The organism is Nitrosospira lacus, assembly GCF_000355765.4.
Classification (GTDB): domain Bacteria; phylum Pseudomonadota; class Gammaproteobacteria; order Burkholderiales; family Nitrosomonadaceae; genus Nitrosospira; species Nitrosospira lacus.
The window spans coordinates 2,308,700-2,332,124 of the sequence record NZ_CP021106.3; the positions used below are offsets into that span (position 1 = coordinate 2,308,700).

Here is a 23,425-nt window from a genome sequence, read left to right on the forward strand (position 1 = left end):
GATGGATATCGAAACATTGAAATTTGGCTTCCAGGTATTGCAGTTCGTAGCGACCGGCGCGATCGGTATCTATGTTTATATCTCCAATAAAAACCGAGTCACGAATGATCGTATCACTACGCTGGAGAGCGATATCGACAGTCGACTGGATGGGCAGGGCATACGTATCGCCAAGGTGGAAGAGGCGCTGAATCACACGCCGACGCATAGCGATCTCGGTGCGCTGCATGATCGTATTACCTCTGTAGGTAAAGGGGTGGATTTCCTTGCTGGCGAATTCAAGGGCGTAAAAAATGTGTTGAATGTAATCCATCAACACCTCATGAACGGGACCAAGAAATGACCTATTCAGAATCTGTAGCAGCTGACCGGCGCCTGCTCATACTCAGGGCATTGAGGGAGTCACACGAATACACCGCAGCGGCACGGCTGCTCCGTGTCTTTCTAGGATCATTCGGCCGCCCGGTATCCGCTGATCTGGTGGAATCGGAGCTGGCCTGGCTCGCCGAGCAGGGGCTCGTGACGATAAGGGCGGGCGGGGAAACTATCGCCACCCTCACGCCACGTGGTGCCGATGCTGCAAACGGCCTCACCCGGGTGCCTGGTGTGCGCCGTCCGGAACCGGGGGAATAATGCCGCCACGCTCAAAAGTCGGTGAGCTGCCTGCGGAGGTTCGCGCTTGGCTCGATCGCGCGTTGGCCGACAATCAGTTTGGCGAATATGAAGCCCTGTCTGTGATGCTTGAAGAACGAGGGTTTGCAATCAGTAAAAGCAGTTTGCACCGTTACGGAACCAAGCTTGAGCGGCGCCTAGCTGCAATCAAGGCGAGCACCGAAGCCGCCGCCGCAATCGCAGCAGCCGCACCCGATGAAGCCGATAACCGCAGCAATGCAATCATTAGCATTGTGCAGACCGAAATTTTCGAGGCGCTGCTGGCCATGCAGGAAGCCGAGGAAAGCGGTGACCCCGGCAAGCGGAAGAAGACCGATCCGGGCAAGCGGATCGCTATCCTGGGCCACGCGGCCAAGAATATCGCCACGCTCACCCGCAGTAGCGTCAACCTGAAAAAACACCAGGCGGACGTTTATGCAAAGGCGCAATCAGCCGCAGCGGCAGCCGAGAAGATCGCCAAGAAAGGCGGTTTGTCGGCCGAGGCCGTGGCGGAGATTCGTAAGCAAATACTGGGAATTGCCGCGTGACGGGCATTCACTCAACGCTGCTGGCCAATGACGCGGCGCGCGGAGATGCCCCGCCTCCCGTTCTTCTGGGCTACCAGCAGAAATGGGTAGCAGACGATTCGCCGCTAAAAATCGCTGAGAAAAGCCGTCGCGTAGGTCTGACCTGGGCAGAGGCATCTGACGACGTCTTGATCGCGGCGGCAGAGGGCGGAACCAATGTGTTCTACATCGGCCCTACTCAGGATATGGCGCTGGAATACATCGAGGCATGCGCCATGTGGGCGCGGGCATATGATTACGCGGCAGGCCAGATCGAGGAGGGAATCTTCCAGGATGGCGACAAGGAAATCAAAACATACAAAATTGATTTCCCCTCATCCGGACGGCGCATTGTCGCCCTTAGTTCGCGCCCGACCAATCTTCGTGGTAAGCAGGGTGTCATCGTTATCGATGAGGCCGCCTTTCACCCGGACCTGAAAGCGCTTCTGAAGGCGGCAATGGCCATGCTGCTATGGGGCGATAAGGTACGTATCATTTCCACCCACGACGGCACGGACAATGCCTTCAATGAATTGATTCAGGAGATCCGCGCTGGCCGACGCAAAGGAGCTGTGCACCGCATCACATTCCGCGAGGCGATCGAGCAAGGGCTATATCGGCGTGTCTGCCTGCGCCGTGGCATAGACTGGACGGCGGCGGGCGAGACGGCCTGGGTGGAAGATGCTTATGCGTACTATGGCGATGATGCGGCCGAGGAGCTGGACGTTGTGCCCAGTCAAGGTGGCGGCGCCTTCCTGACCATGTCACTGATCGAGAAACGCATGTCGCCGGATACAGCCCTGGTACGCGGTGCCTGGAAACAGGAATTCGGACATCTGCCGGACAATGAGCGCTGGATGGAAGTAGACGCCTGGTGTGCGGAGAATCTGTTGCCGCACTTGCTGCAGCTCGACGCCGCACGCTACCACGGTTTCGGTGAAGACTTCGGGCGCGTGGCCGATTTAACCGTGCTCACCTTCCTGGAAGAGGGCTCTGATTTGATCAACCGCGTGAGGTTGATGGTCGAACTGTCGAACTGCCCCTTTCGCCAGCAAGAGCAGATTCTGTTTTACATCGTTGACAAGCTGCCGCGTTTTCGGTCGGGTGTGCTCGATGCCACCGGCAACGGGGCGTATCTGGCCGAGCGCGCTGCGCAGCGTTACGGCGCATCCCGCATCGAGCAGTTACGGCTCAGCGAGGGTTTCTACATCGAACATATGCCACGCTTCAAGGCCGCGCTGCAGGACGCCACGCTGGACCGGCTACCCAAGGATTCGCAGATCCGCGATGATTTGCGCGCCCTGCGCGTGATTGACGGCGTGGCCAGGCTACCGAATGTCAAAACACAGAAGGGGGATGGTAAGCGCCTGCAGCGCCACGGCGATGCTGCCATTTCTCTGTTCCTGGCGAACTATGCGATGAAACGCGAAGTTGTTCCAATGGAATTCCAATCACTTGGCCGGGCGCGCGAATCCGCTCAGCTCTCAGATTACATCGAGGCATAACATGGCTCAGCCATCAAAAAAAGAACTGACGCAAGAGATCGCCACCATCGAGCGCGACGTTACCCGCTTCGCCTTCGGTGGCGTGTTGGAAAATCTGGATGACACCCTCAAAACCCGTGGCGGTGGCAAGGGCCTGAAAATCTATGATGATCTGGAGCGCGACTGTCACGCTTACGCAGTACTGCAAAAACGCAAGCTCGCGGTGATTGCGCGCCCCTGGGAAGTGCTGCCCGCCTCGGATAGCCCGTTGGATCAGCGTGCAGCCGAATTGGTGCGGAGTCAGCTTGCTGCAATGTCGTTTGACAAAGTATGCGCGGCGCTCCTGGATGCCACGCTCAAGGGCTTCGCCGTCGGCGAGGTGATGTGGGTAGCCCAGGGCGCGGAACTCGTTGCCACCGAAATGCGTCCCCGCGATCAGCGCCGGTTCGCGTTCAATGAACAATCGGAACTGCGGATGCTTACGCGCCAATCCACTATGTTGGGTGAGGCCGTGCCCGACAGAAAGTTCATCATTCACCAGTTCGGCGCCAAGGATGGCAGCCCCTACGGCCTCGGCCTGGGGCACAAGCTTTTCTGGCCGGTCTTTTTCAAGCGCAAGGATATTGGTTTCTGGCTGATCTTTGCCGATAAGTTCGGCAGCCCGACGGCACTCGGCAAATACTCGACCGGCGCTACCTTGCCCGAACAGAACAAGCTGCTCGCCGCACTCAGCGCGATCGCTCAGGACTCAGGCATCATCATACCCGAGGGCATGGTTATCGAGCTGCTCGAAGCCGCCCGTTCCGGCTCCGTCGATGCCTACGAGAAGCTCGCTCGGTATATGGATGAGCAGATCTCGGAATGCGTACTGGGCGAGACCATGTCCACCACGGCCGCCAGCACCGGGCTGGGCAGCAATCAGGCCGGGGTGCACAACGAGGTGCGCATCGAGCTGGCCAAGGCCGATGCGGATCTACTCAGCGACACATTGAATGCTACGCTGGTACGCTGGATAGTCGATTTCAATTTGCCCGGTGCCGGTTACCCGACAGTATGGCGACTGTTCGACGAAGGTTCCGGCAGCGATATCAATACTTTCACTATCGGGTTGCAGCGATTGGTCAATATGGGCGTGCAGGTTCCGACTCGATGGGTGCGCGAGCAGTTCCTGATCCCGGCGCCCACCGCTGATGAAAGCATACTCGAACCGAGAGCCATTCCGGGTGAAGGCGGCGGGGCCTCACCCGCATTTGCCGAAGCTGACGGGTCGACAGAAGGCTCAGATCCCACTCCGGTCACCACGATGGCCGAGCAGCTTGCCATGAACGCGGCATCTCCCTGGGAAACAATTCTCTCGGCGGTGCGGAAAAAAGTTGATGGCGCGCAAAGTCTGGAAGCACTGCGCGACGATCTGCTTGCGGCATTCGGTGAGCTGTCGGTCGACCAGCTGACCGCCGTGATGGAAACCGCGTTTGCAGCGGCGGATCTGGCGGGAAGGTTCGGAGTTGAACAAGAGGCGCTCACTAAGAAATGAAAGCCACGGACGTCCAAAGGTGCGCCTCAGTGGGAGACGATCCATTTAAATCGTTTTATAAAACGTTTAAAGGGGTATTTTCTGAGCCAGGCAACGCTCCATTTTGTCTGAAGGACGCACATGGCGGTTGATGATAATTCGGCGGCCGCTTCTGCCAAGCTCCCTTTCGCCGAGCAGATCACTTTTTTCCGCGCAAAACTCAATCTCCCGACCAAACGTTGGAACGATATTCTGAAGGCAGCGCATGATCGGGCATTCATTGTTGCTGGTGCACAGAAAGCCGATTTGCTCCAGGAGCTGCGACAAATTGTCGACAGTGCGATCGCGGAGGGAAAAACCCTACAATGGTTCCGGGACAGCTTCGACGCCATAGTGGGAAAGCATGGGTGGAGTTATACTGGCCCACGCGACTGGCGCACCCGCGTAATCTACACCACCAACATGAGCACCAGCTACGCGGCCGGCCGCCAACAGCAGCTGCAGCGTTTCGAATACTGGCGCTACAAGCACAACGATTCGGTACAGCACCCGCGCCCGCTGCATGTTTCCTGGGACGGTCTGATATTGCCGAAAGATGATCCCTGGTGGCAGACGCATTACCCGCCCAATGGGTGGGGCTGCCGCTGCCGCGCGGTTGCGGTAACGCCAGCGGAAGCGCGACGTGCAGGCAAAATGGAAGCGCCGGATGATGGAACCTACACCAAGACGGACCACAACGGCGTTACGCATACTATCCCGAAGGGTATCGACTACGGCTGGGACTACGCACCAGGTGCGCCCGGCAATAAGTGGGATCCGGATTACAACCGCTACTCCCCCGAGCTCGCCGAGCAGCTGCGCAAACACGTCGAGGGTGGCGGCTAATGGCGCGTATAGAAATCCAGGTTGATGACCGTGGGGCAATGCGGGGGCTGGATGAGTTGATCCGGCGCGGAGGAGATTTATCCGGCCCCCTTGCAATGATCGGCGAGAAGATAGCGGATTCAACGATGGACAGATTCGGCACTTCGCGCGGTCCGGATGGCCAGGCATGGGCGCCCAACTCGCACCTGGTGATTCGTCAATTGCTGGAAAGGAAGCCAGGCGCATTTTCCAGGCGTACCGGCGGGCTGACGGAAAAAGGAAAATCTTTTGTAGCGGGTAAAAAACCTTTGGTTGGCGAAACGAGATCGCTTTCAACCACCATCCGTTACCAGCTGCTCGGCCGCGATGCAGTAGTAATCGGCAGCTCAATGATCTATGCTGGCACACATCAGTTCGGCGCCAGGAAAGGTGCCTTCGGCAAAACTCGGCGCGGAGCGCACATCCCTTGGGGAAACATACCCGCGCGCCCATTCCTGGGTATTTCCGAACAGGATCGCGGTACGATTATCGACGTGATCAACGATTACCTTACCGGAAGTAATTATTAAATTACATTAATTGAGGCGGTGCATGACTCCCACGACAATGAAGCATTCGAGGGAGATCCATGAAACCACTTCATATTTTCAAGTCCGGCAGTCACGTTGCCACCAGTGGCGACACCTACAATTTCAGCGACGCTGATTTAGCCGCAATCGCTGCCTCCTATTCACCCGACAAGCACGAAGCGCCTCTGGTAGTAGGGCATCCCAAACATGATGATCCGGCTTATGGCTGGGTCAAGTCGCTCAGTTTTGCCGATGGCAACCTGCAGGCGGAACCTGCCCAGGTAGAACCGCAATTCGCCGAACTGGTTGCCGATGGCCGCTTCAAGAAAATTTCGGCCAGCCTCTATTCGCCCGCACACCCTTCAAACCCCACCCCCGGCAACTGGTATCTGCGTCACGTCGGCTTCCTTGGCGCACAGCCGCCCGCCGTCAAAGGTCTGAAATCCGCCTCGTTTGCCGATACCGAAGAGGGCGTAGTCGAGTTTGGCGATTGGGCAGATATGCAAAACGCCAGTCTGTGGCGCGGCCTGCGTGATTGGATGATTAGCAAGTTTGGCTTGGATGAGGCTGACAAGGTTGTGCCGGATTGGGCAACCACTTCTCTTACCGAGGATGCAGTACGGCAGCCGGCATCGCCAGTAAACGGGTCACCCACCTATTCTGAAACCGCCGCCATAGCGGCAACAACCGCAGGAGATGAGATGAGTGCAGAAGACAGGGCGCGGCTAGCCGCACTGGATAAAGAGAACAAAGAATTGAAAGCCAGGCAGACGGAGTTTGCCGAGCGTGAACGTGTGATCGCAGAGCGCGAGGCGAAAGCCCGCACCGCTGAAATTACCGAGTTTGTCGAGGGTTTGACGGCTGCTGGCAAGGTCCTCCCCAAGGATAAACACGGCCTGGTGGCTTTCATGAGCGGAGCCAATGAGGCGGGTGTGATCGAATTTGGCGAAGGCGACAAAAAGGAATCCAAGGCTGCAACCGAGTGGTTGCGCGGTTTTCTGTCTAGCCTGCCCAAGCAGGTCGAATTCGGTGAGCTCGGTAACAAGGGCACCATCAATGAGGGGAGCACTGGGGAGGAAATTGCCAAACAAGCGGTTGAATTCCAGGAATCAGAACGCAAAGCCGGGCGTGAGATTTCCGTATCGGCCGCGGTAAAACACGTTACCGAAGCACGCGCCTAGCAAACAGGGGATAGGTCAACGATTAACGGGTGTGGCAGGAGCAAGGCGCTGGGACCGCAGATCCCTAAATTGAGTCCGTTCCAGCAAGGGCTCGCCGGAATACTGCTGGACTTGGCCACACCCATATACGCATACCAGGCAACATCATATCAATCAAAAAAAGGAGCCAAGCGGCCATGAATCCAGTTCTTACCAAGAGTTTCAAAGCGGAAGCTGCGATCTCAGCCTATCGCATCGTCAAATTCGGTACGGCAGACAATCAGGTTGTGCAGGCGGCGGCAGCTGCTGACTTTTCGGTAGGCGTATCCACCGCTGTGGCTCCGGCCATCAACGAGCGTTGCGATGTCGTTATGTCAGGCCTAGCCGAAGTCGAGTTCGGCGGAACCGTGACCCGTGGCGGACCGGTTACAGCGGACGCCAGCGGCAAAGCGGTCGCGGCAGCTCCCGCCGCAGGCGCAAACGCTCGCATCATCGGCTTTGCTCACGTCTCGGCGGTGTCCGGAGATATCGCGCCGGTCCTGCTTGCGCCAGGCTTAATGCAGGGTTAACCAACGACTGACAATCAAGCAAGTAGCTACTAGTTTCGCTATTCACATATAACCCCAGGAGTCACACCGATGAAATCTGTCTTCTCATATCAAATAATGTTTCGAGTCCTTCCGCTGCTGGTGGTCGCGGCACTGCTGGTCATGGGCTGGGTACCCGCAGATCCCGCTTTTGCCGCCTTGCCATTCATGGCGCTGGCCACCACACCATTCCCGACCACGCCGCAATTGACCGCGATCGCCATCGCCTACCGGAACACCAGGCTGATCGCAGATGACGTATTGCCGCGTGTGATGGTGGCAGATCAATCATTTAAATATCTCAAATATCCGTCAGGTACTTTTTTCACAGTGCCGGATACCAAGGTGGGGCGCAAAAGTGCGCCTGGCCAAGTGGAAATGAGCGCGACCGAAACGTCCGATTCCACCGAAGATCATGCCCTGGATGATGCGGTGCCCTATGCCGATATTCAGTCAGCCGCAAGCCAGCCGAACTTACCTGACCCGCTGATGAAAGCAACGGAGTTCGTTTCTGATCTGTTATTGCTGGCTCGGGAGAAACGCGCGGCTGATCTGGTATTTACCGCTGGTAACTACGGCGCAAACAATAAATCCACGCTCTCCGGCACCTCGCAATGGTCGGACTTCACCAACTCCGACCCCGTGAGCGCAGTGCTGACTGCGCTCGACACCTGCATCATGCGCCCGAATATAGGCATTTTTGGCCGGGCGTCATGGACCAAATTTGCCACGCATCCCAAGATCTGCAAAGCCGTGTTCGGCAACAATACAGACGCGGGTGTGGTAAGCCGCGCCCAAGTTGCGGCACTGTTTGAACTGGAAGATGTCCTGGTTGGCGAGGGCTGGATCAATACCGCCAAAAAAGGGCAAGCCGCCTCAATGGCGCGGGTATGGGGCAAGCATGCCGTGTTTGCTTACCGTAACAAGACAGCAGATACCCAGCGCGGCACCACCTACGGCATAACTGCCCAGTGGGGCGGACGCATCGCCGGTAGCCAGTATGAGAAGAACATCGGCATGCGTGGCGGCGAGATCGTGCGCGTTGGAGAGTCGGTGAAAGAGCTGCTGACAGCCAACGATTTGGCGTACATGTTCGAAAACGCAGTCGCCTAAAAAATAACCCCCCCCGAGAGCAGTGGCTACCCCGGCATCCCGACGAGGATGCCGGGCAAGGCGTAAGCAAACTCACCAGAGATTTTCCAATGAGAAAATATATCGTTAACAGTCCGCTCAATCACGATAACCGAGCTTATGCGATTGGGGAAGTCGTCGAGATGGGCGACGAGCATGCGGAACGGCTGATTGTGCTTGGCCGGATCGTTCTGATCGTGGAAAGCGAACCGCCGTCCACCCTGCCGCCAGAAGTCGAGAGGCCGGTTGTAGTCGAGGAGCCGGTTGTAGTCGAGGAGCCGGTTGTAGTCGAGGAGCCGGTTGTAGTCGAGGAGCCGGTTGAGGTGGTCAAGCCTGAGGCGAAGCCCACCTCTGCGAAAAGCGGTCGGAGGGCAGCTGCAAATAGCTGAGCACCTTAATGTCCTACGCCACCAAACAGGATCTTGTTGATCGCTTCGGGATCGAGGAGCTGACGCAGCTTACCGACCGTAGCGATACCAGTGCGATCGACGATACCGTGGTGACCAGAGCGCTGGAAGATGCGGATGCAGAAATCAACGGTTACCTGGCAACGAAATACACGCTGCCAATCTTGCCAGTGCCGACAGTGCTGGAAAAGCTGGCGTGCGATATTGCCCGGTACCGTCTTTACGACGTTCGTGCAACCGACCAACTGACCCAGCGCTATAAAGACACAATCCGCTTTCTACAGGAAGTAGCAACGGGGAAAGTAAGCCTGGGCGCGGACGCAACAAACGAGCAGCCGGTGCAATCGGGTGGTGCCGGTTACGACGCGGGTGACAGAGTCTTTACCGCAAACCGGTCAGATGGGACCGTCGGCACGCTGGGGGATTATTTGTAATGGCCATCGTTCTACTCGATCCGGAGCTCGTTATAGCCAGGTTGGCCGATCAGGTTCCTCCCCCATCACTGCGCCGGGTGGCTGCTGCAGCGGAGTTGGCGGCCGCTTCGGAAGATCTGAAACAGGTGCCTGCCGCTTATGTGGTGCCCGCTGCGGAACGTGCCAGCCAGAATCAGTTTGCAACCGGCGGCGTTTTGCAGCGCAACCAAGTTAGATTCGCGGTGGTGCTGGCGGTATCAAATGTAAGCGATATGAGAGGGGAAAAAGCGCAAGCGGATCTGCGAATCCTGCGTACCAGCGTCATAACAGCATTGCTGGGCTGGTCTCCGGATAGCGCTTTTGACCCGGTTGAATATGTCGGCGGCAGATTACTGCGGCTCTCGGATGCCGTGCTCTGGTGGCAGGATGAATTTTTAACCGCACATCAATTGAGGTACGTATGAACACAGATAAAACCGCGTTACCGGCGACGGGGGGCAGCTACACAGTTTGCCCTGATACCGGCGTCCTGACGCAAACACAAGCGCCCACCGCTGATCATCCGGAAGGGAATCGCCCACGCCCCTCAGAAGCCGATGACGCCGATGCCGCTCCGATTGAAGAGGCTGTAAGCAAAACCAAGAAAGGAGCCAAATAATGTTCTTCCGCAAAAAGGCGTTGCTCACCAAGATCGAGACCACATACGCCACGGATGCACTCCCAACAGGTGTGGCCAACGCGATCCTCTGCCTCAATGTCAACATCACGCCGATGGAAAACGAGATGATCGACCGGAATCGAGAGCAGGCGTTTTTCGGGCATCAGGCTCAGCTCCCCGTCAACACCACAGTGAGGTTGGATTATGAGGTCGAGCTGGTGGGCAGCGGAACGCTCGGCACAGCTCCCGCCTGGGGGCCGCTGGTGCGCGCGTGCGCTTTCGCGGAAACCATATCTGCCGGGGTATCCGTGGCCTACAACCCGATCTCATCCGCCATCGAGTCGGTAACTCAGTATTTCAATCTGGATGGCGTTCTACATAAGCTGCTGGGCTGCCGTGGATCTGTCTCCATGAAAATCAGCGCCAAAGGGAACCCAGTTTTTGCATTCAAGACGATGGGGCTTTACGGTGGCATCTCCGATGCGGTAATGCCAACCCAGACGCTCACCGCCTGGAAGGATTCGATCGCGGTCAACAATGCGAACACCAGTGCATTTGCGCTGCACGGTTATGCGGGCAAGCTATACGACATGAATATTGATCTGGCCACGAAGTTGGTGCATCGCAATTTGGTTGGCACCGAAGACATCCAGTTGACCGACCGCGAGCCTGCTGGCGATATCGTGATCGAAGCTACGAATATTGCCACAAAGGATTTCTGGACGATATCCAAAGCCGCGACCCTCGGCGCTCTAACCATCACTCACGGCACCGTGGCTGGCTACAAAGTAAAAATAGACGCTCCCAACGTGCAACTGATCAATCCTTCATACGAGGATCGAGATGGGTTTGCCGCGGCGAAAATGGGTCTGAGATTTATGCCCGGATCGAGCGGTAACGATGAGCTGACAATCACGTCCATCTAAATAAGAACGCATTTTCTCCAGGAGAAACCATGTTCAAGCTGGTAAAAAAAACGAGTATCTGGTGGCCGGTTACAGTGCAGGTGCCGCAAGATGGCGGGAAAACACAACCACGTCGACTGCAAGCGGAATTCAAGCTCCTTAGTCAGCCCCAGATCGATGAGTTGCTTCAGGAGTCGCCACACGACGTCGAGTTTCTTTGCGAGGTGGTCACGGATTGGAAAGACGTGGCGGATGAAGACGGCCAGCCGCTAGTTTGCTCCCCGGAGCAAAGGCTGGAGCTATTCGAGATCGGTTATGTCCGTGCCGGATTTTTTGAAGCATTCTGGAAGGCAAATTCAGGAAGGGCGGCCGCTCTAAAAAACTAGCAGACGCCGCCCGTCACTGGGCGGCAGGTCAGGTTGGCAACCCTCGTGCAGGGCCCGACGAAGTGGAAGAGGATCTGCGTGCGTTCGGCATCACTGTAGAGCCCGAGGCGAATGAAGATGCAGCCGAAGACAACGCTTTCGGTGTTTGGAAAGAGAACGTCAAAACGGTCGAATTCTTCTTGTCGGTCTTGACCCAGTGGCGAGTGCACGGCATGACCGGCGCCATCCTCGGATTCGAATACCCCGGCATTGTGGCAGCGATGGCCATGAACGGCATCCGGAACCAAAAACGTCTATTTGCAGATCTCAGAATCATGGAAAGCGCGGCAATGGAGATATTGAATCGTGAACGATGATCTGAATGTTGGGATCAAGATCACTGCCGACGGCAAAGGCGTCATTGGCGAGACGCGCAAAACGGAGGAGGCGATCGGTGGGATAGGTCAAACCGCCAAGAAGACCAATGCCGAATCTGCCGCAGCCGCAGATAAGTTTACCGCTACCCTAAAACGCCAGGCGGATACGCTGGGCATGACCAAGAGTCAAACCCTCGCCTACGAAGCCTCTCAACACCAGCTTACCAGTGCACAGCGCGAGTCCGTGGCGCAGAGTATGCAATCTATTAACTCATATGAGCGTCAAGAATCCATTCTGGGACGTGTCAGCATGGCGGCCAAGGCGGCCGGCGCGGCGATTGTTGTCGGCCTGGTGGCCGCGCTTAAAACCTCGGTTACCCAGAGCGCGTTGGCGGAGCAGTCGCATATTCGGCTTCAGGCAGTACTGCGTGGCACCGGCCACGCTGCCGGACTCACCAAAGCCGATCTCGACGCGATGGCCGACAGCATGAAAGGCCGGCTCGGCATTGACGACGACGCGCTGCGTGACTCGATGGCAGTACTCCTCACATTCCGCAACATTTCCCGCAACAGCTTTGGCGAAGCGCTTGAGGTATCCGCCGATCTGGCCGCAGTGATGCAAACGGATTTGAAATCGGCCGTGCTGCAGCTTGGCAAGGCACTGGAAAATCCGGATGAGGGTTTGACTGCGCTGAAGCGCTCGGGCGTGTCATTCAATGACACCCAGAAAGAGATGATCAAGCAGCTGGTCGACACGGGTCGCCAGGCTGAGGCTATTACCTTAATTCTAAGCACCATGCGAGAGCAAGGGCTGGATAAAGTTGCCGAATCCATGAATCAAGGCATGACTAAAACTATCCGTGATGCCGGTTTGGCTTGGGATGATCTGCTCAAAACGATAGGCGGTACCAGTGTTGTTAAAAACACGGTCGAAACTATCTTTGGATCATTCACGACCACTTTCGAGAACATGCGTAGGGTGATCGAGGGCGGCGACTGGCTGGATCGGCTCAGATATTTCACTGGCTTTGGCCTGTCCGAGAATCTAAAAAATGCCAGCGGGAGCACCGTTGCTCCTGTTGATACGGATGCGGCTGCCGCTCGCGAGGGTCTTGCACGTCAGCAGGCAGCGCAGCAAGCGGAGATATTGGCACTCCAGAAGAAAAAAGCGGCCGAAGAGGCTGCAAAGCTAAGTGAGGAAAATCGCAAACGTGCGGCGCAGGAGCTCAAACAAGAAATCGATGCCTCGAACCGATATGCGGACGCGCTTAAGATCGAAACGGAGCAGATCGGCCTAAACACAATTCAGAAACGCATGCTTGTCGCGGCTGCTGAAGCCGCGAAAGCCCCCACGGAAGCGCTGCGCAGGGAGATCATGACCAGCGCCCAGGCATGGGCGACCGCTACGCAAGCTGAAGAGGCGCGTATTGCCACCCAGAAAGAGCAGGTTGAACTTCTGGAAAAGCAACGTAAAGCGGAGGCCGCGTTGCTCAAGGAACAAACGAAAGCTGCCGCCGAGCGGGAAAAGATCGAAGCGGACGCCGCGAAGGAAACGGCCCAGGAATGGAACCGCATGTGGGGCACCGTAGAGCAAACCGGGAAAATGGCGTTTGTTCAACTGCTCGGTCACGGTACCGGCGCCATGAAAGCCATTGGCGCATCGATCAAGGCATCGATCATCGATATGCTTTATCAGCTCACCGTGCGTAAATGGATTATTAACATCGGCACATCGGTCGGCGGGGTGCTTGGTCTTGGGGGTGTGGCAAATGCCTCTGGAGGCGGCGGACTTTTGTCTACTGGGGCAAACGTGCTTCAGATAGGCAAGGCCATATTCGATGGATTCTCCGGCGCATTTACCGGTGGTATTGCCAGCCTTGTGTCAGGTGCCGGTTCTCTGTTTGGATCAAGCGCGGTGTCTGCATTCGGTGCGGGCATGGGGCTAACCGGCGCGCAAGCGACTGCGGCTGCCGGAGCCTACAGTGCGGCCGGAATGTCTGGTATCGGTTCGGCGTTATCTATGGGATCGGTGGCGGCCGCGGCGGCCGGGCCACTCGCGATAGCCGCCGCTGGCGTCATGCTCTCCAACATGATCGCGGGGGACTACGAGATATTCAAAGGCAGCGGAATACTGAATTTTCTAGGAGGTATTGGCGGTCTGATAAATCGTGCATTCGGCCTCGGGCCTAAAAAGGTGCAGGCAGAGGGCATTCAAGGGACATTCAGTGATGATGGATTCAGCGGCACTGCATTCTCGGACTGGAAGCGAAAGGGCGGCTGGTTCCGGAAGAGTAAGTTCGGCACCGACACAGCTCCGCTCTCGGAGTCTCTAACCGATAACTTCGGCAAGGGATTTCAGGCATTGAAAGATAGCGGCATCGAGTACGCAAAAATTCTGGGCTTGTCGACCGATGCTGTCACGGGTTACACGAAAAGCATCAAGCTGGCGCTCACAAAGGATGCGGATGAGAATCAGCGCCGGATCGATGCTATGTTTGGCGGCATAGCTGATGAGCTGGCCTTAAAGCTGATGCCGAATATCCGTGAATTTGCTCAAGCTAACGAGTCCCTTGGTCAGACATTTGCCCGTCTTGCCGAAGAGTCGGCTAGAGCGCAGGTCGCCATTGGCCAGGGCCTTGTTACCGGCATGCAGCGACTGATGGGCTTGGCAGATCAGATGGCGTCGCTTGCGCTCTCTGATTTGTCGCCGCTGACGGCCGCACAGCGCTTGGCAACCGCAGAGGCGACCTATGCCACCACGCTGGCCCAGGCGAAGGCCGGCAATATGGATGCTATCGGCAGACTCGGTGGCGCCGCCCAGGATTACCTGAAAGAAGGGCGCGGGTTCTTCGCTTCCAGCCCCGAATACAGCGCACTCTTCGCAAACGTGCAAGCTGCGGTCGGGGATCTCATTGGCAGCCAGCTCACCGATAGCGCGATCGCAATCACAGATCTGAAAGTACCTCTCGACGCCATTGTAACCAACACCGCCAACCTGGATAAACGTATTGGCGATATCTTGGCCGCTGCAGTTGCCGCCCGCGCATCGACAGATGCGGCCGTGATCAAAGCCCAAACAGAAGCGATTGTGCGTGCCACGCTCGATGCCGCTCGGGTGCAAGTAAGCGCGCAGCAGGCGGGGGTACTGGCGTGAGCATGAGTGAGAGCGATATAACCAAGCTGGTTTTGCAGAACCGAAGGTTGACCGAGCTACTGAAGATGCTGAGAGTGCAATTGATCCGCGCTCAGTATGGAAGGCTCAGCGACGCCGTGCTATCCGAAACCATGAGGGGCCAAATTGAAGAAGAGCTGGCAAGATCCGTTATTCAGGCACCTCCGGAAAAATGATTTCTGATACCGACTTTCTTGTCTGGCTCAAGCGCGATGGCACGGCACGGGCGCTTCTTGTTGAAGCCTCCGTCTACTCCGGTGGCATCGAGGTCGTGCGCACCATGTCGAACCGTGCGTTTATCTCAGGCCCCATCGACTCGCCAGCGCATGCCGCCTATGACGATATTATTGTTGGCGTGCCACGCTTTTCTTCTCAACTCTCTGAATTGTTTACTGGGAAATCGCTGCCGACCTGGGGAGATATCGAAATCATCAATGAATCGGGCTCCCGCGACAGCTGGCTAAGCGATTCCTGGGATGGCCGGGCAGTACGGTTATATATGGGTGACCCAGACTGGTCGAAGTCAGATTACCGGCGAGTGCTTGACGGCACCATCGGCGATATATACGCGCCGGCGCCGAACCGCTTGGCCCTGAAGCTGCGCGACAAGACCTGGGCGATGAATGTCCCGATTCAAACGAACCTGATCGGTGGATCCACCGCGAACAAAGATCAGCCAAAGCCCCTCTGTTTCGGCCAATGCTTCAACGTCGAGCCATTACTGATTGTGGCCGCTACGCATCAGTACCAGGTACACGACGGCGCCATCGAGGCAATCACCGCCGTCCGGGATAATGGGCTTGCGGTGGCATACACCACCGACATCGCCACCGGCACGTTTACACTCAGCGCAGCTCCGGCCGGGCGCATCACTGCCGATGTTAAAGGCGCCAAGCCTGGCGGAATCTACCTCACGAAGTGCGCCGATATCGTCAATCACATCGTGACGACGCGTACGCAGCTCACTGCCGATGATATTGATGCAACCAACTTCTCAGCATTCAATACGATCGCTCCGCAAACCCTCGGTATATATATCCGAAATAGGGAGAACGTGATCCCGGTACTTGATGAGTTGGCGTCAGCGGTGGGCGGGTTCTGGACCTTCTCGCGCGATGGATTTCTGAGGCTGGGCAGGCTGGATGCTCCCTCCGGATCCCCCGTACTGGAATTGGAAGCCGATGATATTCGCGAACGTCAATTCGCCTGCACGGGCCGGGTGTTACCAATCAAGACACTGCGGCTAGGCTATGCGCGAAACTACACTCCGCAAACCGATGGTCTTGCCGGGGCCGTTACAGAGACTAACCGTGCTCTCTACTCGGCCGAGCACCAGGTGGCGATCGCAACCAACGCCGGCATCGAAACAACGCACCTGCTGGCCCGTAGTCCGGATCTCGAGCCAACTCTGTTTGCGGACGCTACCGAGGCTGCAACGGAGGCATCACGTCGTGCAACGCTTTTTAGCCAAGTGCGCGGCGTATATGAGATCGGCGTCTGGACGGCGCCGCTGCGCGTCAATCTGGGCGAGGTGGTAAAGGTCACCCATCCGCGCTTTGGCTTCGCTGCCGGTGCCCCGGCCGTGGTCGTGGGCCTGGATGAAGAACCGGCGCGCGGCCGCGTCACTCTGCGGGTATGGAAATAATGGCTAACCTACGCATTATCGGCATCAATGAAGCGGATACCGCCACGCTCAGCGCCAGCCCGGCATTGGTGGCCACCCTGCCTGTCACGAACTTGCAAGATCCGGCCCGTGCAAGAGTAGCGAGATCCACCTCGCTGGCCACCCAATACATCTATGGGAATTTTTCCGGTGTAAAAAACATTTCCGCTATGGCGCTTGTCCGACATAACTTCACCGCCGTCGCAACTCTCCGGCTCAAGCTTTACGATGCCTCAAATCAGACTGGCACTGTGGTTTACGACTCGGGTGTGCTGACCTTCGGCGCCGCGCAAGGATGGGGGGATTTCGTTTGGGGTGTAGACCCGTGGGGAGCGGAGCTTTTCAGTGACTGGCCAGTCAAGTGGAAAGACCTTTTCTTTACGTCAGTACAAGCGCAGAGCTTCTCCCTGCAATGGGATGATGCGGCCAACACCGACACCTTCATGCAGGCTTCAAGACTTTTCCTGGGATCGGTATTCGAGCCCACGGACAATATGAGCTGGGGCTTCAAGTGGGGCTGGAATGAACGCACCGAACAGGAGCGCACCGAAGGCGGAAGCCTACGATCAGACGCCGGAGAGCCATACCGTACCATGCGCTTTAACCTTGAATACCTAACAGACTCGGAGCGCGTCCAGCTTGGCGACATATTCCGTCGGATCGGCAAACGGCGAGATTTTTTCTTTAGTGGGTTCCCGACCATAGGCGGTGCCAAAGAACGCGATTTCGCGGGAGTATTCAAAGTAATCCAGATGCCTGACATCGAGGGCAGATTCCTGGAAACGAACCGCACTGAATTGATTATGGAGGAAACCTAAATGACTGCGGCTCGTAACGTTTACGCCCAGAAAAAGGTGGTCGGCAACCCCGATTACCCTGTCCGTGATAATGCGGAAATAGATATCAACCAGATCGCGGCTTCTCTGCCGCCTGCCCCGTTCGGGTACAAGCCAGCCACCACCACCGGTCTGACTTTCGGCTACTACGGCGGAGAGATGTGGGTGGATGGCGTGCTGACCAGCATCTCGGACTCAACCATCTTACTGACCGCGAGCGCTACCAATTACGTCGAAGCGACGCGGGCGGGAGTGGTCAGCAAGAACACGACCGGATTCACGGCCGGACAAATCCCGCTCTATGAAATCACCACAGATACCGGCTCGATAACGGTAGTCAATGATCGCCGCATCAGCAATATTCCTGTCATCGGACTGCTGTCGCTGTCGGTCGCCGGCGCCGCTGGAGATGTCACTCTTACCGCAGCGCAGGCACGCAACGATATTCTTAATTTCACCGGCGCGCTCACGGGCAATAGAAACGTGATCGTGCCTACGGTCCCTCAGATCTGGACTGTCTACAACAATACAACAGGCGCCTTTGCCCTTACCGTTAAGACAGCCGCAGGCGCGGGGATAGTGGTCACGCAAGGCGCGCGGCTCCTCGTCATTTGCGATGGCACAAGCTGCTACGGATTCTCTTATGCCTCCACCGCTTCACCCACCTTTACCGGCACTGTAACGATCGCCTCAGCGGTAATTTCCGGAGGTTCGATAACAGGCATCACTGATCTTGCAATCGCAGATGGCGGAACCGGACAGAGCACCGCAGCTGGCGCTTTCACAGCAATTAAGCAAGCGGCAAGTGAGAGTGCGACCGGGGTTGTTGAGCTTGGCTCGAACGCGGAAGCTGCCACCGCAACAGACACCGCACGAGTCGCCCCTATATCCGCGATGAAGTATCACCCCGGTATGGCAAAGGCATGGCTGGTATTTAACGGCACAGGAACCCCGGCAATACTAGGTAGCTATGGAGTTACCTCTATAACTGACAACGGTACCGGGAACTATACCATTAATTTTTCAGTGACCTTCGCAAGCGTGAATTACGGAATACTCGGCTTTGCTCAAGATGATAACGCGGATGGCGGGGTGATTGTGTCTACATGGTCTACAGATACAAGAACAACGACCGCTCGCCAAATTCATGTATCCGAGTCAACGGCGGGAGGCGCTGTTGACTCTCCGTACGTTTTTCTCGCTTTCTTCGGAGACTTGGTATGAAAATAACCTATACCCGCCCTGACGGCGGGACGTCCGTAATAACTATTGCAGGTCAAGAGTCGGTGGCAAAATCCCTAGCCGGTACAATGGGACCATCCATTTCCGCTATGACCGAATCCCAATTTATTGACTGGGTAAAAGGAAAGGATGTTCCCGTCGACGCGACCAATGTTCAGGTTGTTGAGGATAGCGATGTGCCAGTGGATTACACTGGGCGAATTGCTTCCGCCCATAAGCGCATCAATGTCGCGTACAAAACGGCTATCCGACAAATGACTGCCGACTACCCGGCGGATGAGGTAATAAGTTGGCCCAAGCAGGAAGAGGAAGCTCTCGCATGGCTGGCCAATAACAGCGAACCCACCCCATGGATTGATGGCGCGGTCTTAGGGCGCGGTATCACCAAAGCCGAATTCGTCGATAAGATCATCGCCAATGCCGTCCTGTTTGCCCCGGCCCACGGCAAGCTGACGGGGAAAAGGCAGAAACTTCGCGATCAGATCGAGGCGCTGGGCGCTGCCCCGACTCAGTCACAACTGGACGCAATCCAATGGTAGAGATCGACGCAAAGCCGAAAAAATCCACGCTGGCCGAAATCATCGATCAGACGGCACATGCCGCTGTCGGCATCGTTTTGATGTATTTATTCGTGCTTTTTCCTCTGCTGGGCATCGCCGTATTGGTAATGATCATCGCTCTTCTCAGGGAACTACCACAGCATGAATGGAGAGGTTACGGCAGATTGGACATGATTTTCTGGGGCGTTGGCTGCCTGCTGTTCATGACCGTGTATTACACGATTGGCGTGCCGGATTTGGAGTCAATCAAAGCATTAATAACCGCCTGGCAAGCATGAGCATACCCGGCATCACTTTTAACCACAGACGAAGGAGATCGACCATGAACGTTGAAGATGTGAAGGTTCAAATAAAAGTGCTTCAGGATACGCTGGCCAACGCTTTAATCGAGGCTAAGAATCTGAATCAGCGGGCCGATGCTGTTGTAGACAGAGGATTGAATGCGATCGGACAATCGAGTTACTCCGCTCCTATAGTAATAAGCATCTCGACGGTGATGCTGATGATCGGCGGGGTGGTGGGCTGGGTAGTGAAGAGCCTGTTTGTCTGATTACCATCATCTACGTATCGAATACGCAGATGAGAGAGCGACCGGAGACATGCGCAAACATACCTCCGGCCGCCGCAACCCACAGAATACAGCTGTGAGCCACAGCCAAGGCTCCCTGCCACGTACGCGGCAACGGGAGTCTAGCATAACCATGTGAGGCTCACTATGACCGCAACACCTATCATCCCCTGGATCGGCGGCAAAAAGCGCTTGGCCAACAAGATCATGCCGCTATTCCCAAACCACGAGTGCTATGTGGAACCATTCGCCGGTGCGGCCGCACTTTATTTCCGTAAGACGCCGGCGCCGGTGGAAGTGCTCAATGACATCAACGATGAATTAATTAATCTCTACCGGGTCGTAAAGCATCACCTCGAGGAATTCACCAGGCAATTCAAATGGGCATTAACCAGCCGCCAGGTATTCAAGTGGTTGCAGGCCACGCCCGAGGAAACGCTGACCGACATCCAGCGTGCGGCTAGATTCTACTATCTGCAAAAACTGGCGTTCGGTGGCAGAGTCAGCAGTCAGACTTTTGGTACCGCTACCACCACGCCACCCCGGCTCAACCTGCTGCGTTTGGAAGAGGATTTGAGCCAGGCACACTTGCGCTTGTCGAGCACATGGATAGAGAGTCTCCCGTGGCAGGAATGCGTGCGCCGATATGATCGCGCCCACACGCTTTTCTACTGTGATCCGCCATACTGGGGCACTGAGGGCTATGGCGTGCCCTTTGGACTGGAGCAGTACGACCAAATGGCCGACTTGGCCAGATCAATTAAGGGCAAAATGGTAATCAGCGTCAATGATATTCCTGAAATGCACAAAGCCTTTAACGGGCTGGCAATGGAGTCGGTCGATATCACCTACACCGTAGGCGGTGCCCAGCGGAGCGGCAAGCGCTCTGAGCTGATCATAAGGAACTGGTGAAGCGCTTCCGGAGATCGTCTATATGGGCTGGATTCCATAATCGCTCAACCGCATCCCCTGCTCTCATTCGGAAGACCTCCCATTTCCCTGTACCGATGGAAATGATGAAGCAGTGGTTTGGGCGATTAGGGACATCAGCTATGTAGAATTCGTTTCCAAACTCGTGACCACCTGGCAGCATACGACGGCACCCCGTCAACGTTTGTTCAGGAGGGAGCTCAGTTAACCATTTTGGGGGTTTTAGCTTCTTCATTGGGAGCTTACGTCAACGGTAATTGACGTGCGACATTGGATCGTAAGCGGAGGGGGTACTGGGTTACTTAGGATAGGATATTGTATGCTGTACAATTCGTTTGCAACAGTCACAAATTAACGAATTGTCAAATATCACATCCGTGGGCGACCAATTATCGCGCGCGGCTTCATCAACTACCGGATTTAGATTTAATTCGTACCCCGTTCCGCGCCCTTGCGCTGTCCGCATTCGCATTGTGCGCCTCGGCATCCCCGGCGAATGCCCAACCAGAAGAGCCACCTGGAAATACCCGCGTGGTTGAAAATCCGCCGTTGCTGGAGATCATCCGCCCCGCCAGACCGCGGCCGGAAGCGCGCATGGCCGTACCGGAGGGCGCACCCGCGCCGGCGGCCGAGGCATCTTTGGACCTGAACGTCACCTATACTAACGGCAAGATCTGGAATCCGGCGGAACAACGTTACGATGCAGTGAGGTTGCGAAGCTATCAGGGCAAGGAGATCAATCCCGATATTCCTTATGTGTCGCCCACGATCTCTATCCTGCCCGGCGAGACGATCCGCATGACATTGCATAATCAGCTCCCACCGGACCCAAGCTGCAGCGGGGAGAGCAAGAACATGAACATTCCCCACTGCTTCAACGGCACCAATCTCCACACGCATGGCCTGTGGGTAAACCCGGCGGGCAATGGCGACAATGTGCTCATCTCCATCAACCCCGGTGTCAGCTTTCAGTATGAATACAAGGTACCGTCCGACCATCCGGCTGGCACATTCTGGTATCACACGCATCGCCATGGCTCCACCGCGTTGCAGGTAGCAAGCGGCATGGCCGGAGCGCTCATTATTCGCGGCACGCGTTACCCGTCGCAGGAGTCGAACGGTGATATCGATACCTTGCTGGCGCCTACTGTCACCCAGCCCTTCACTGAGCGCTTGCTGGTCATGCAGCAGATCCAGTACGCATGCCGCGATGCGCAGGGTAAAATCAAGACAAATGCGGATGGCAGCTACAAATGCGATCCGGACGATGTCGGCGGGATCGAGGGATATGATCAGTTCGGCCCCGGGACATGGCCCGCTTCGGGTCGCTACACCAGTATCAATGGCCAGGTTCTCCCAACCTTCAGCAGCGCCAGAACGGGTCAGATTGAGCGCTGGCGCGTAATCCATGGGGGTGTTCGCGACACTATCAATCTGCAGTTCCGCAAGCTCAAGGCAGGTGGCCGCAGCCCCGCCTTGTTGACGGCCGCTCAGCACAACGCGTATGTGCAAGAGAACTGCACCGGTCCCACGCTACCCCAGCACTTGGTCGCAGCGGACGGACTGACCCTTAAATCCGTGATCAAGACCGATGTCACTGTTTATCAGCCTGCCTATCGCTGGGATACGCTAATGGTTTTTCCGCAAGCAGGCATTTACTGCGTGATTGACGACGCGGCTCCGCCATCCGCAAGCGTGGAACAGGCTCCCCCGTCACGCCAGCTGCTGGGCCTCGTCACCGTCGAACAAGGTCACTCCGTTCCTCGCGACATCACCGCCTACCTGACCCGGGAACTCGTCGTGGCAGCCAGGCTGAACCTGCCTGATTCCATCCAGTCCAGAGTGGCAAGCGACCTGCGCAATGGCCTGAAGCTTACCAAATTCATGCCGCATGCCGATATCAAGGATGATGAGGTTACCGGCACCCAGGAACTCCGGTTCAATATAGACGTCAGCAAAAGTCCCATGGAATTCCAGGTGAACGGCAAACCCTATGACCCGGGCAGAATCGACCGGGTGCTTACATTGGGCGGCGTGGACGAGTGGACGTTGAAGTCCGATTTCGTCAGCCATCCTTTCCATATACACGTCAACCCTTTCCAGATCGTCAAGATTCTGGACCCCAACGGGAAGGACGTCAGCACGGCGGATGCCGTGGATTCGATCGACGCGCCCGACCCGCAATACCGCGCGCTGAAGGGTGTATGGAAAGATACGCTATGGGTGAAAAACCTGGTACCGCCCGGAAAGCCGCCCGGCCAGTACACACTGGTGGTGCGCACCCGTTATCAACGCTACATCGGCGATTTCGTGCTGCACTGCCATATCCTGGACCATGAAGACCAAGGAATGATGCAAAACGTCCGTATCGCCCTGCCGGATGGCGGCGGGAGCGAAAGTCACGGCCACCGTTAAGCACTGGGCGCGGGTTATGATCCTGCGAGGAAATACCATGAATTTCGTCATTCCGGGCTTGACCCGGAATCCAGTCCAGATACCGACGGTGGTGCACTTTGAACTCCACTGGATATCGGCTTTCCCCGGTATGACATCTGTATTGGTTTCCTGCCCGATTAATAGCATAGTGTAATCTTGCCATCCCGTCTCGCAACCTCTTAATCATGGACGGGAGGACCAGGTGGGCGCGAATCAAATGATACATCAACATTACGGCGCAATGCGCTTCGCTTATTGACGCCCTACACCTACCGGCGTTTGAAAATCGCCGGCATAATGGGTTTTTACCGCCATCCATGCTATAAATAATTACGACGCATAACCAGTGGCCTGTGCATCACGCGCTC

The 23,425-nt window shown here is 56.4% G+C and carries 27 protein-coding genes; all 27 read left to right on the forward strand.

Features of this window, described 5'->3' with window-relative positions; translation table 11 throughout:
* The first annotated feature begins 1 nt into the window (after position 1).
* The 27 genes from EBAPG3_RS10475 to EBAPG3_RS10605 all read left to right on the forward strand — a co-directional run bounded on the left by EBAPG3_RS10475 (position 2) and on the right by EBAPG3_RS10605 (position 23,036).
* Positions 2–343 (forward strand): hypothetical protein, encoded by a 342-nt coding sequence (locus EBAPG3_RS10475; RefSeq protein ID WP_004177690.1) that lies wholly within the window; start codon positions 2–4, stop codon positions 341–343.
* Positions 340–633, forward strand: a complete 294-nt coding sequence (locus tag EBAPG3_RS10480) for a VpaChn25_0724 family phage protein (RefSeq protein ID WP_004177689.1) — start codon at positions 340–342, stop codon at positions 631–633. Before EBAPG3_RS10475 ends, EBAPG3_RS10480 begins: the two co-directional genes overlap by 4 nt.
* Positions 633–1,199 (forward strand): DUF3486 family protein, encoded by a 567-nt coding sequence (locus EBAPG3_RS10485; protein WP_004177688.1) that lies wholly within the window; start codon positions 633–635, stop codon positions 1,197–1,199. Before EBAPG3_RS10480 ends, EBAPG3_RS10485 begins: the two co-directional genes overlap by 1 nt.
* A complete protein-coding gene (locus tag EBAPG3_RS10490; RefSeq protein WP_004177686.1) occupies positions 1,196–2,722 on the forward strand; it encodes a terminase large subunit domain-containing protein in 1,527 nt (508 codons plus the stop codon). Before EBAPG3_RS10485 ends, EBAPG3_RS10490 begins: the two co-directional genes overlap by 4 nt.
* Before the next feature lies 1 nt (position 2,723).
* Positions 2,724–4,235 (forward strand): DUF935 domain-containing protein, encoded by a 1,512-nt coding sequence (locus tag EBAPG3_RS10495; protein ID WP_004177684.1) that lies wholly within the window; start codon positions 2,724–2,726, stop codon positions 4,233–4,235.
* A gap of 120 nt (positions 4,236–4,355) precedes the next feature.
* Positions 4,356–5,099 (forward strand): phage head morphogenesis protein, encoded by a 744-nt coding sequence (locus EBAPG3_RS10500; RefSeq protein ID WP_004177683.1) that lies wholly within the window; start codon positions 4,356–4,358, stop codon positions 5,097–5,099.
* Complete coding sequence (locus EBAPG3_RS10505) at positions 5,099–5,647, forward strand: phage virion morphogenesis protein (protein WP_004177682.1); 549 nt, start codon at positions 5,099–5,101, stop codon at positions 5,645–5,647. The genes EBAPG3_RS10500 and EBAPG3_RS10505 overlap by 1 nt, the downstream gene beginning before the upstream one ends.
* 59 nt (positions 5,648–5,706) lie before the next feature.
* Positions 5,707–6,828: a hypothetical protein gene (locus tag EBAPG3_RS10510; RefSeq protein WP_004177680.1), complete on the forward strand. Its 1,122-nt coding sequence runs from the start codon at positions 5,707–5,709 to the stop codon at positions 6,826–6,828.
* 176 nt (positions 6,829–7,004) lie between these two features.
* Positions 7,005–7,376 carry a capsid cement protein gene (locus tag EBAPG3_RS10515; protein WP_004177679.1) on the forward strand — a complete coding sequence of 124 codons (372 nt, stop codon included), beginning with the start codon at positions 7,005–7,007 and terminating at the stop codon, positions 7,374–7,376.
* 69 nt (positions 7,377–7,445) lie between these two features.
* Positions 7,446–8,507 carry a hypothetical protein gene (locus tag EBAPG3_RS10520; RefSeq protein WP_004177676.1) on the forward strand — a complete coding sequence of 354 codons (1,062 nt, stop codon included), beginning with the start codon at positions 7,446–7,448 and terminating at the stop codon, positions 8,505–8,507.
* 89 nt (positions 8,508–8,596) lie between these two features.
* Positions 8,597–8,914: a hypothetical protein gene (locus EBAPG3_RS10525; RefSeq protein WP_085922021.1), complete on the forward strand. Its 318-nt coding sequence runs from the start codon at positions 8,597–8,599 to the stop codon at positions 8,912–8,914.
* Positions 8,915–8,922: 8 nt separating this feature from the next.
* Positions 8,923–9,366 carry a gp436 family protein gene (locus EBAPG3_RS10530; protein WP_004181391.1) on the forward strand — a complete coding sequence of 148 codons (444 nt, stop codon included), beginning with the start codon at positions 8,923–8,925 and terminating at the stop codon, positions 9,364–9,366.
* Complete coding sequence (locus tag EBAPG3_RS10535) at positions 9,366–9,809, forward strand: phage tail terminator protein (RefSeq protein ID WP_004181390.1); 444 nt, start codon at positions 9,366–9,368, stop codon at positions 9,807–9,809. The genes EBAPG3_RS10530 and EBAPG3_RS10535 overlap by 1 nt, the downstream gene beginning before the upstream one ends.
* Positions 9,806–10,003: a hypothetical protein gene (locus EBAPG3_RS10540; protein ID WP_004181389.1), complete on the forward strand. Its 198-nt coding sequence runs from the start codon at positions 9,806–9,808 to the stop codon at positions 10,001–10,003. The genes EBAPG3_RS10535 and EBAPG3_RS10540 overlap by 4 nt, the downstream gene beginning before the upstream one ends.
* Positions 10,003–10,929 carry a phage tail tube protein gene (locus EBAPG3_RS10545; protein ID WP_004181387.1) on the forward strand — a complete coding sequence of 309 codons (927 nt, stop codon included), beginning with the start codon at positions 10,003–10,005 and terminating at the stop codon, positions 10,927–10,929. The genes EBAPG3_RS10540 and EBAPG3_RS10545 overlap by 1 nt, the downstream gene beginning before the upstream one ends.
* A gap of 29 nt (positions 10,930–10,958) precedes the next feature.
* Positions 10,959–11,294: a hypothetical protein gene (locus tag EBAPG3_RS10550; protein ID WP_004181385.1), complete on the forward strand. Its 336-nt coding sequence runs from the start codon at positions 10,959–10,961 to the stop codon at positions 11,292–11,294.
* 62 nt (positions 11,295–11,356) lie between these two features.
* Entirely contained in the window at positions 11,357–11,650 is a 294-nt protein-coding gene (locus tag EBAPG3_RS10555) for a DUF1799 domain-containing protein (RefSeq protein WP_004181383.1), read from the forward strand.
* Positions 11,640–14,804: a phage tail length tape measure family protein gene (locus tag EBAPG3_RS10560; RefSeq protein ID WP_004181381.1), complete on the forward strand. Its 3,165-nt coding sequence runs from the start codon at positions 11,640–11,642 to the stop codon at positions 14,802–14,804. The genes EBAPG3_RS10555 and EBAPG3_RS10560 overlap by 11 nt, the downstream gene beginning before the upstream one ends.
* A 2-nt stretch (positions 14,805–14,806) precedes the next feature.
* Complete coding sequence (locus EBAPG3_RS15210; protein WP_040853315.1) at positions 14,807–14,998, forward strand: hypothetical protein; 192 nt, start codon at positions 14,807–14,809, stop codon at positions 14,996–14,998.
* Positions 14,995–16,467: a hypothetical protein gene (locus EBAPG3_RS10570; RefSeq protein ID WP_004181377.1), complete on the forward strand. Its 1,473-nt coding sequence runs from the start codon at positions 14,995–14,997 to the stop codon at positions 16,465–16,467. The genes EBAPG3_RS15210 and EBAPG3_RS10570 overlap by 4 nt, the downstream gene beginning before the upstream one ends.
* The gene (locus EBAPG3_RS10575; protein ID WP_040853314.1) at positions 16,467–17,303 is read left to right on the forward strand and encodes a hypothetical protein; all 837 of its coding nucleotides are present in this window, start codon (positions 16,467–16,469) and stop codon (positions 17,301–17,303) included. The genes EBAPG3_RS10570 and EBAPG3_RS10575 overlap by 1 nt, the downstream gene beginning before the upstream one ends.
* Positions 17,304–18,545, forward strand: a complete 1,242-nt coding sequence (locus tag EBAPG3_RS10580; protein ID WP_004181372.1) for a hypothetical protein — start codon at positions 17,304–17,306, stop codon at positions 18,543–18,545.
* Positions 18,542–19,102, forward strand: coding sequence for a hypothetical protein (locus EBAPG3_RS10585; RefSeq protein WP_004181371.1), 561 nt, complete (start codon positions 18,542–18,544; stop codon positions 19,100–19,102). Before EBAPG3_RS10580 ends, EBAPG3_RS10585 begins: the two co-directional genes overlap by 4 nt.
* Positions 19,096–19,401 (forward strand): hypothetical protein, encoded by a 306-nt coding sequence (locus EBAPG3_RS10590; RefSeq protein ID WP_004181368.1) that lies wholly within the window; start codon positions 19,096–19,098, stop codon positions 19,399–19,401. The genes EBAPG3_RS10585 and EBAPG3_RS10590 overlap by 7 nt, the downstream gene beginning before the upstream one ends.
* 44 nt (positions 19,402–19,445) lie before the next feature.
* Positions 19,446–19,673, forward strand: coding sequence for a hypothetical protein (locus EBAPG3_RS10595; protein ID WP_004181367.1), 228 nt, complete (start codon positions 19,446–19,448; stop codon positions 19,671–19,673).
* A 165-nt stretch (positions 19,674–19,838) separates the two neighbouring features.
* A complete protein-coding gene (locus EBAPG3_RS10600; protein ID WP_004181366.1) occupies positions 19,839–20,603 on the forward strand; it encodes a DNA adenine methylase in 765 nt (254 codons plus the stop codon).
* Between the two features lie 549 nt (positions 20,604–21,152).
* Positions 21,153–23,036 (forward strand): multicopper oxidase family protein, encoded by a 1,884-nt coding sequence (locus tag EBAPG3_RS10605; protein WP_004181364.1) that lies wholly within the window; start codon positions 21,153–21,155, stop codon positions 23,034–23,036.
* The last annotated feature ends 389 nt before the right edge of the window (positions 23,037–23,425 follow it).

Coding starts and splice junctions, on each gene's coding strand:
- EBAPG3_RS10475 (WP_004177690.1), top strand. CDS start 2: ATGGATATCGAAACATTGAAATTTGGCTTCCAGGTATTGCAGTTCGTA.
- EBAPG3_RS10480 (WP_004177689.1), top strand. CDS start 340: ATGACCTATTCAGAATCTGTAGCAGCTGACCGGCGCCTGCTCATACTC.
- EBAPG3_RS10485 (WP_004177688.1), top strand. CDS start 633: ATGCCGCCACGCTCAAAAGTCGGTGAGCTGCCTGCGGAGGTTCGCGCT.
- EBAPG3_RS10495 (WP_004177684.1), top strand. CDS start 2,724: ATGGCTCAGCCATCAAAAAAAGAACTGACGCAAGAGATCGCCACCATC.
- EBAPG3_RS10500 (WP_004177683.1), top strand. CDS start 4,356: ATGGCGGTTGATGATAATTCGGCGGCCGCTTCTGCCAAGCTCCCTTTC.
- EBAPG3_RS10505 (WP_004177682.1), top strand. CDS start 5,099: ATGGCGCGTATAGAAATCCAGGTTGATGACCGTGGGGCAATGCGGGGG.
- EBAPG3_RS10510 (WP_004177680.1), top strand. CDS start 5,707: ATGAAACCACTTCATATTTTCAAGTCCGGCAGTCACGTTGCCACCAGT.
- EBAPG3_RS10515 (WP_004177679.1), top strand. CDS start 7,005: ATGAATCCAGTTCTTACCAAGAGTTTCAAAGCGGAAGCTGCGATCTCA.
- EBAPG3_RS10520 (WP_004177676.1), top strand. CDS start 7,446: ATGAAATCTGTCTTCTCATATCAAATAATGTTTCGAGTCCTTCCGCTG.
- EBAPG3_RS10525 (WP_085922021.1), top strand. CDS start 8,597: ATGAGAAAATATATCGTTAACAGTCCGCTCAATCACGATAACCGAGCT.
- EBAPG3_RS10530 (WP_004181391.1), top strand. CDS start 8,923: ATGTCCTACGCCACCAAACAGGATCTTGTTGATCGCTTCGGGATCGAG.
- EBAPG3_RS10535 (WP_004181390.1), top strand. CDS start 9,366: ATGGCCATCGTTCTACTCGATCCGGAGCTCGTTATAGCCAGGTTGGCC.
- EBAPG3_RS10540 (WP_004181389.1), top strand. CDS start 9,806: ATGAACACAGATAAAACCGCGTTACCGGCGACGGGGGGCAGCTACACA.
- EBAPG3_RS10545 (WP_004181387.1), top strand. CDS start 10,003: ATGTTCTTCCGCAAAAAGGCGTTGCTCACCAAGATCGAGACCACATAC.
- EBAPG3_RS10550 (WP_004181385.1), top strand. CDS start 10,959: ATGTTCAAGCTGGTAAAAAAAACGAGTATCTGGTGGCCGGTTACAGTG.
- EBAPG3_RS15210 (WP_040853315.1), top strand. CDS start 14,807: ATGAGTGAGAGCGATATAACCAAGCTGGTTTTGCAGAACCGAAGGTTG.
- EBAPG3_RS10570 (WP_004181377.1), top strand. CDS start 14,995: ATGATTTCTGATACCGACTTTCTTGTCTGGCTCAAGCGCGATGGCACG.
- EBAPG3_RS10575 (WP_040853314.1), top strand. CDS start 16,467: ATGGCTAACCTACGCATTATCGGCATCAATGAAGCGGATACCGCCACG.
- EBAPG3_RS10580 (WP_004181372.1), top strand. CDS start 17,304: ATGACTGCGGCTCGTAACGTTTACGCCCAGAAAAAGGTGGTCGGCAAC.
- EBAPG3_RS10585 (WP_004181371.1), top strand. CDS start 18,542: ATGAAAATAACCTATACCCGCCCTGACGGCGGGACGTCCGTAATAACT.
- EBAPG3_RS10590 (WP_004181368.1), top strand. CDS start 19,096: ATGGTAGAGATCGACGCAAAGCCGAAAAAATCCACGCTGGCCGAAATC.
- EBAPG3_RS10595 (WP_004181367.1), top strand. CDS start 19,446: ATGAACGTTGAAGATGTGAAGGTTCAAATAAAAGTGCTTCAGGATACG.
- EBAPG3_RS10600 (WP_004181366.1), top strand. CDS start 19,839: ATGACCGCAACACCTATCATCCCCTGGATCGGCGGCAAAAAGCGCTTG.